We start from the raw sequence: 7,413 nt of genomic DNA on the forward strand, positions 1-7,413 counted from the left end.
ACCTCGCGGTACTCGAGGCCGAGCTCCTGCGCGGACGCGCCTGGCGGAGCTCGGCACAAGAGAATTCATCAGCGACCAGGTGTTCGAGCGCGTGCAGCTGGCCGAGAAAAGCGCGCGCGAGCGCGTCCAGGCCGCGCAGGCGCGGCTGGACCAGGCTCAAAAGGAAAAAGCTATGGAAGTCAACGAGATCAGTGAAGGTTTGAACCTTTCTGGAGCGAATGATTTTAAAAAGGTGGTCAAAGCTGTCGCTGAATTGGAAAGAGAAGATAAGGTCGTGCTTCTGCAAAGTGGACAGTTTAAATTGAAAGATGCCTCAACTACTATGACTGGCCGGTTTAGCGGTACTGATCGTGGATTCGGGTTTGTAACGATCGAAGAATATGATCAGGATATCTTTATTCCACCAAACGATACCCAATCAGCTTTAAATGGAGATATTGTTAAAGTTGAAGTGACGCAAGAAGCGCTGCCACATAAAGATAAAGGACCTGCAGGGAAGATCATCGAAATCATTGAACGTGGTACAGAACACGTCTTTGGAGAATTTCATGCATACAATGATGAAGAAGTAAAAGAGAAGAACCTCTATGGTTATGTGAAACCTAAAAATCAGAAAATGCCTGATTTGACAGTTCAAATTGAAACTAAAGGGATTCGTCCAGTTGAAGGAAGCATCGTTCAAGTAGAGATAACGGACTATGCGTACAACGGCGAAATGAATCATTTGAGTGGTATTGTAACGAAGACACTTGGACACAAAGATGAACCGGGCATTGAGATCTTAACCGTGGTCCATAAATATGATATTCCAAGCGAATTTCCGAAAGAAGTTCTGGATGAAGCTGAAACTGTTCCGGATATGATTGCAGAAGAGGATATCCAGGGACGTACCGATTTGCGTGATGAACTCATTATTACCATCGACGGTGCGGATGCGAAGGATTTGGATGACGCGATACAAGTGAAACGCCTGGACAATGGCAATTACTATTTAGGAGTCCACATCGCGGATGTCAGCCACTATGTTACGGAAAACAGCGCAATGGATGTTGAAGCCTTAAATCGCGGAACGAGCGTGTATCTAACTGACCGTGTCATTCCAATGATTCCTCAGCGTTTATCCAATGGTATCTGTTCGCTTCATCCAAACGTAGACCGATTGACGTTAAGTTGTGAAATGGAGATCGATAAAGCCGGTCAAGTGGTGGATTACACCGTTTCATCAAGTGTTATCAATTCCAAATACCGTATGACCTATTTAGGGGTCAACGGCATTTTAGATGAAGATGATCAAGAGCTTAAACAGGAATACAGTGAAATCCTTGAGATGCTTGAAGAGATGCAAACACTACACAATATATTAGTGAAAAAACGTGAAGCGCGTGGATCGATAGACTTTGATACACGTGAAGCGAAAATTGAAGTCGATCCTACAGGTTTCCCTGTGGACATCTTACTCAGAGAACGCGGTGTGGGTGAACGACTCATTGAATCGTTCATGCTGTCTGCTAACGAAACCGTATCTGAGCATTACGCCAAACAAGATTTACCGATATTATTCCGTATACATGACAAACCTGATGAAGGTAAAATGCAGCGTTTCATCGAATTTGTATCAAGCTTTGGCATTAAAGTCAACGGTCTAAAAGATTCGATCACTCCAAAAAAACTGCAAGACATATTAGATAAAGTAGACGGTAAACCGGAAGCAGGCGTCATCAGCATGCTGCTGCTTCGTTCGATGCAACAAGCGAAATATGATGTGGTTCCGATTGGTCACTATGGCTTGGCCGCAGAATATTATTCTCACTTTACATCGCCGATCAGACGTTACCCTGACTTGATCCTGCACCGACTCATTCATTATTATGAAGATGAAGGAACAGGCCAGAAAGCGAAAGACCGCTGGAATGCCCTCTTGCCGGAAATTGCCGAGCGTAGTTCGATAACAGAACGTCGCGCAGTAAGTGCCGAACGTGAAACGGATGAAATGAAAAAAGCCGAGTATATGTCTACTAAAATTGGTGAAAAATTCGAAGGAGTAATCACGTCGGTTACAAACTTTGGCTTGTTCGTTCAGTTAGAAAACTCTGTGGAAGGACTCGTTCACATTTCTAACATGAAGGACGATTATTATGAATTTAACGAGCGTGAGCTCATACTTGTCGGTCAGCGAACAGGTAACATCTTTAGAATCGGAAAAACAATTGAAATCATCGTAACGAAAGCCGATAAGGAATCTTATGAGATCGACTTTGAATTAGTCGAAGACAAAGAGGCGAAAGAAAAACGCATAAAAGATAACGAAGCGAGAAGAGCACGTAACAAAGAAAAAGGCGACAAGAGAAAACAGTTTAGAAAAGGGAAATCTAAAGATGACAAAGAGCATAAGGGACGTCATAAAGCGAAAAAACCTAAAAAATAAGAGGGAGGAACCATATGCCAAAAGGAGAAGGCAAGCTGATTGCTCAAAATAGAAAAGCACGGTACGAATATTCTATTCTTGATACGGTTGAAGCGGGCATCGTCCTGCAGGGAACCGAAATCAAATCGATTCGTGCCGGCCGGATCAACCTGAAAGACGGCTATGCGAGCATTCGTAATGGTGAAATATTTTTATATAATGTGCATATCGCTCCCTTTGAACAAGGCAATCAATTTAATCATGACCCAGTACGCACACGCAAACTGCTCATGAAGAAAAAGCAGATCGATAAACTTGCCGGAGAAGTGAAACAAGGTGGAGTGACGTTGATTCCTTTGAAAGTATACATTAAGAATGGCTTCGCCAAAGTTCTCATTGGTTTAGCTAAAGGGAAGAAACAATACGATAAACGTGAATCGTTAAAACGTCGCGATCAGGATCGTGATCTAAGACGAGCTGTTAAAGATAACTATCAATAGGAAAAGGCTGGGACCATTGTCCCAGCCTTTTTTGCTTGATAAAAAACCCTGATCAGTTAAAGAGGTGCGCAGAAAGTACTTAGTTTTCTTGTTGAATGCTGCTTTGACAAGAAAAATAATAACACCTGAGAGTGATTCGGTAAGTACAGAATGGGTTTTGTTTTCTAGATGTCGAAGTCCGGCTAGTTCGTCACGTTGAGTGTGTGAATTTCATCCTACTTACCGAACAGGCATGCTATTCGGTAAGTAGGATGAAACAGGGTATCAGTAATTGTCAAAGGTGCCCCCATTCGGTCATTTAAAGCATATGAAAAGTTTCAAAGCGCCGAATGAGGGACATCTTCGGTAAGTAGAGTGAGACATCACGATGCAATTAACCGAACGTGTTTAACTGAAACTGTTTTTCTGACTATATACAAAGGTTTTCTTGAAAAGTAAAAGAAAAGAGGAAGCAGGATTTATAACAGATCGAAATTTTTTTACTCAACTATTTAATCGCTAAATATCCAGGATTTTGTTAGAATGAAAGAAGAAGATGAATGAAGGAGAGGAATTAAATGACTGAAAAGGGAGTTACTATTTATTTTGTCCGTCATGGAGAAACGTATTTTAATTCTTACGGCAGAATACAGGGGTGGAGCAATACACCACTAACGGAAAATGGGAAAGACGATGTGCGACGCTGCGGACGTGGACTGGCTGACACAAAATTCAATGCGGTTTATACGAGTGATTTATCACGTACTCAAGAAACAGCCAGAATCATATTGGAAGAAAATGGCCAATTGGAAACGCTGAATATGATTCAAATGCCGGAATTTAGAGAGGTCTTTTTTGGTTCCATGGAAGGCATGTTTGGCGCTGAAGCTTACGAAAAAGTCAGGGAATATTTAGGGTATGAAACAAAACAGGAAATGTTCAAAAACACAGATGTTCCAGAACGCATGGATGCCTTTCGCGCCATTGATCCTGAAGGACATGCGGAAGATTTCATGATGTTCTGGTCACGGGTTGAAAAAGGCTTGCTCAAGTTGATCGATCGCCATCGGGATACAGGCGAGAAGATACTACTCGTCGCTCATGGCGGAACGATTCGATATATTTTACAAAATTTCGTTCCTGATTTAAAAGATACCAAAGCATTACTCAATGTCAGTGTATCTGTCGCTAAATATCAAGACGGGTCATTCCATCTTGAACGTTATAATGATGTGTCACATTTTAAAGATGCTGAGTAATTAGGGTGAAAAGTTTAAACTCTTACATTGCGATAAGCTTTCTCTAGCACTTACAGAGAAAAGCGGTGATGTGAGAGTTTTTTTATATACTTATAATTTATAAATAGATACTACAATCTTAATAAGAATTGTAGAATTACATTAAAATATTGTTAGTGTATTTTCATGTAATTCTCTGAAAATTGTATGTCGTTATGTGATATACTGAGCTTGGAAATAAAATAACAAGCTGTCAGGCTTCGAATAAGGGGAAAAAACATGTTAAATGAAGAACGATATACTTTTAAAGACTATACAAATAAAGTGCTTGCTGGTACTGCTAGCGGTATCGTCATTGGATTAATTGCTAATGCTATTTTAGGAGGAATTTTCAAGGCTCTGATTCCTTATGGTTCGATCTTTGTAACCTTGGCAATGGTTGTATCCACCATGCAGTTTATAACACCTGCTATAATCGGTGTACTAGTTGGTATGCAATTTAAGCTGAACCCTATGCAGAGTGTCATTATTGGTGCTGCGACATTTCTAGGATCAGGCGCATATGCTGTTACTGATGCAGGGATTACCTTAGTAGGCATAGGTGATTTGGTCAATGTTATGCTTATATCTGGATTAGCCGTTTTTGTTACTCGCTATTTAGAAGGGAAATTAGGATCATTAACATTGATTTTACTACCTATTATCGTCGGAGCTGGTGTCGGTACAATCGGGATACTTACTTTACCGTATGTCAGTCTAGTAACCACAACAATTGGGAGTATCATTAATTCCTTCACTCAGCTACAACCATTATTGATGACTTTACTGATCGCTGTTGCTTTCTCTATCATTATTATTTCACCGATCTCGACTGTAGCTATCGGTATAGCAATTGGGATAACAGGCTTAGGGGCTGGAGCTGCTGCTATTGGGATAACAGCATGTACGGCTGTATTAGTAATCGGTTCTAGAAAGATTAATGAAAAAGGAACAACCTTGGCTATTCTCTTAGGAGCAATGAAATGTATGATGCCAAACCTTGTCAGACACCCGAAAATCTGTGTACCTATTGTCGCCAATGCCATTCTATCTGGTGCCGGCGCTTATGTGTTCGCCATACAGGGGATACCACAAACGGCAGGATTTGGAATCGTCGGATTGGTCGGTCCAATCCAAGCCATAAACATGGGATCAGAACTCTGGATGGTTATTATGGCATACTTTGTCATTCCATTTGGTGGAGCAATACTAATAGATTTCGTGTTCAACAAGGTACTGAAAATTTACCAACATGATATTTTTGAATTTCAACCGGCAACAAATTAAACACAAAAGGGGATAAGATTTATGAAAATAGCAATTGCAGGATCAGGTGCACTAGGGTGCGGATTTGGTTACCATTTACAAAAGAATGGCGAAGATGTGACATTACTAGATAACTGGGAACAACATATTCAAAATATCTCTGATAACGGGTTAACCATTACGGTTAATGGCGTTGAAGATAATCAAAAAATGAAGATTTGTAAACCTAATGAGTTGAATGAGGAAATGGATGCCATTTTTGTTTTTACAAAATCAATGGGATTAAAATCAATGATGAAAAGCATTGAGCACATCATTGGTGAAAACACAAAAATCATTTGTCTGTTAAACGGCTTAGGTCATTTACAAACGCTTGAAGAATTCGTAGATAAAAAGAATATTATCATGGGTACAACAGTATGGACGGCTGGCATTGATGCTCCCGGAGTTACACACTTTGATGGACAAGGACCAGTTGAACTGCAAAATAGTGTTCCTGAGGAAAAAGATGGCGCATTGCAAATAGTCGATATTCTGAAAAAAAGCGGTTTATACGGCGTGTATAGTGATAACGTCAACTTTACAACATGGCGTAAAGCGTGTGTAAACGGAACAATGAATGCCTTATGTGCATTGCTGGATTCGAATATCCAAGAAGTCTTCGCGGCTTCAACAATTGATTCAATGTTATCAAAAATAGTAACAGAATTTGCTACAGTAGCCAAACTGCAGGATGATATCGACCTTGACGTTGAAGAAACGATTACCTATCTTAAAGCATTAGCTGAAAAAGTAGGAGCTCATTATCCGTCTATGCATCAGGACTTAGCAAACGGGCGACCGACTGAAATAGACTTTTTAAACGGCGCAGTTGCTGAAGCTTCAAAAAGATTTGATCGTGAAGCTCCATATTGTCAAAATATTACGGACTTGATCCATGCCAAAGAAGATATCTTAGGCATTCAAAGAGCAGCGAAATAATAGACTGCATCAAATGAATTAATTGAGAATTTAAAATACAAAAAAGATACGCCTATTTAATTGGAAATAGGTGTATCTTTTTTGTGCGTCAGTTGAAGTTTGCGCATTGGAAGGATTGTCGGACATCGGGTATATGGTGAAAAAAACGCAAGTATACAAGTGTCTTTCGCAACGAACACTTACAAAAAGAAAGCGAACAGGCTTTCTTTTTACACAAACATGTGCTATAATACTTATAGAGTCAAACGAGACTCATTCTATTATGTCGGGGTTGTTACGGATTCGACAGGCATAGATTGAGCTTGGGTTGCGTTCCGCAGGTGACGAGACTGCGTATCAACGTCACAGTTAAATATAACTGCAAACAATAATAGCAACACCTACGCTTTAGCTGCGTAACAACAGCTTATAGCGTGATCCGACCGGCATCGCCCATGTGCTCGGTATCGGGTCCTATAATATGTGGGATACGATCAGTCTTTCCGTCTGGAAGAACTGATAAGAGATTATCAGACTAGCAACGCATGATGCCTGTTTTACGGCTAATGCTGAGCAAAACTTTAAATAGTAAAGCTATGAACGTAGACGCTTGAGTGTCGATGTGCTTGGACAGGGGTTCGACTCCCCTCAACTCCATACTCTTTAAGAAATGAAGTCTTATAATCGTTGTTGTGAAAGCAATCTCACAACGGTATGAGGCTTCTTTTTTCTATGTGTGCAGTAGTTGTTTGCATACGGAACGTGCATTTATTAACGGAATATAGTAAGCTATCAGTGACTTGAAAATGATGAATGCAGAGCAGAGAGTGTCTATTAAATTAGGCACTCTTTTTTTGTTGTAATCAAGTATCGTTTAAAAGATTTAAAACAATACAAATAAACGGTATAATGGAAATGGAATGAGAAGAGTAAATCCTTCTTTTGAAGGGGTGATTGGGTGTTTGAGCCTGTAATGGTTCCTTCAGCCGGATTTAATCTGTGTGCCGGGAAACGACCCGAAAGCTGG

General features: G+C 40.4%; 5 protein-coding genes and 1 other RNA gene. All 6 read left to right on the forward strand.

What is annotated here, in order from left to right; all coding sequences use genetic code 11:
• Positions 1-172 precede the first annotated feature (172 nt).
• The 6 genes from rnr to ssrA all read left to right on the forward strand — a co-directional run bounded on the left by rnr (position 173) and on the right by ssrA (position 7,046).
• Positions 173-2,425, forward strand: coding sequence for a ribonuclease R (gene rnr, locus R6U02_RS07865; RefSeq protein ID WP_410263068.1), 2,253 nt, complete (start codon positions 173-175; stop codon positions 2,423-2,425).
• A gap of 14 nt (positions 2,426-2,439) precedes the next feature.
• Positions 2,440-2,904, forward strand: coding sequence for an SsrA-binding protein SmpB (smpB, locus tag R6U02_RS07870; RefSeq protein ID WP_410263064.1), 465 nt, complete (start codon positions 2,440-2,442; stop codon positions 2,902-2,904).
• A gap of 557 nt (positions 2,905-3,461) precedes the next feature.
• Positions 3,462-4,142, forward strand: coding sequence for a histidine phosphatase family protein (locus R6U02_RS07875; protein ID WP_410263065.1), 681 nt, complete (start codon positions 3,462-3,464; stop codon positions 4,140-4,142).
• A gap of 303 nt (positions 4,143-4,445) precedes the next feature.
• Complete coding sequence (locus R6U02_RS07880; protein ID WP_410263066.1) at positions 4,446-5,447, forward strand: PTS sugar transporter subunit IIC; 1,002 nt, start codon at positions 4,446-4,448, stop codon at positions 5,445-5,447.
• 21 nt (positions 5,448-5,468) lie between these two features.
• Positions 5,469-6,407, forward strand: a complete 939-nt coding sequence (locus R6U02_RS07885; RefSeq protein ID WP_410263067.1) for a 2-dehydropantoate 2-reductase — start codon at positions 5,469-5,471, stop codon at positions 6,405-6,407.
• Between the two features lie 267 nt (positions 6,408-6,674).
• Positions 6,675-7,046, forward strand: a transfer-messenger RNA (tmRNA) gene (gene ssrA, locus R6U02_RS07890).
• The last annotated feature ends 367 nt before the right edge of the window (positions 7,047-7,413 follow it).

The sequence above is a fragment of the Alkalibacterium sp. genome, from assembly GCF_046484155.1.
Taxonomy (GTDB): Bacteria; Bacillota; Bacilli; order Lactobacillales; family Carnobacteriaceae_A; genus Alkalibacterium.

Bases quoted from the DNA above. Each gene is read 5' to 3' on its own strand.
- rnr (WP_410263068.1), top strand. From the start codon at position 173: ATGGAAGTCAACGAGATCAGTGAAGGTTTGAACCTTTCTGGAGCGAAT.
- smpB (WP_410263064.1), top strand. From the start codon at position 2,440: ATGCCAAAAGGAGAAGGCAAGCTGATTGCTCAAAATAGAAAAGCACGG.
- R6U02_RS07875 (WP_410263065.1), top strand. From the start codon at position 3,462: ATGACTGAAAAGGGAGTTACTATTTATTTTGTCCGTCATGGAGAAACG.
- R6U02_RS07885 (WP_410263067.1), top strand. From the start codon at position 5,469: ATGAAAATAGCAATTGCAGGATCAGGTGCACTAGGGTGCGGATTTGGT.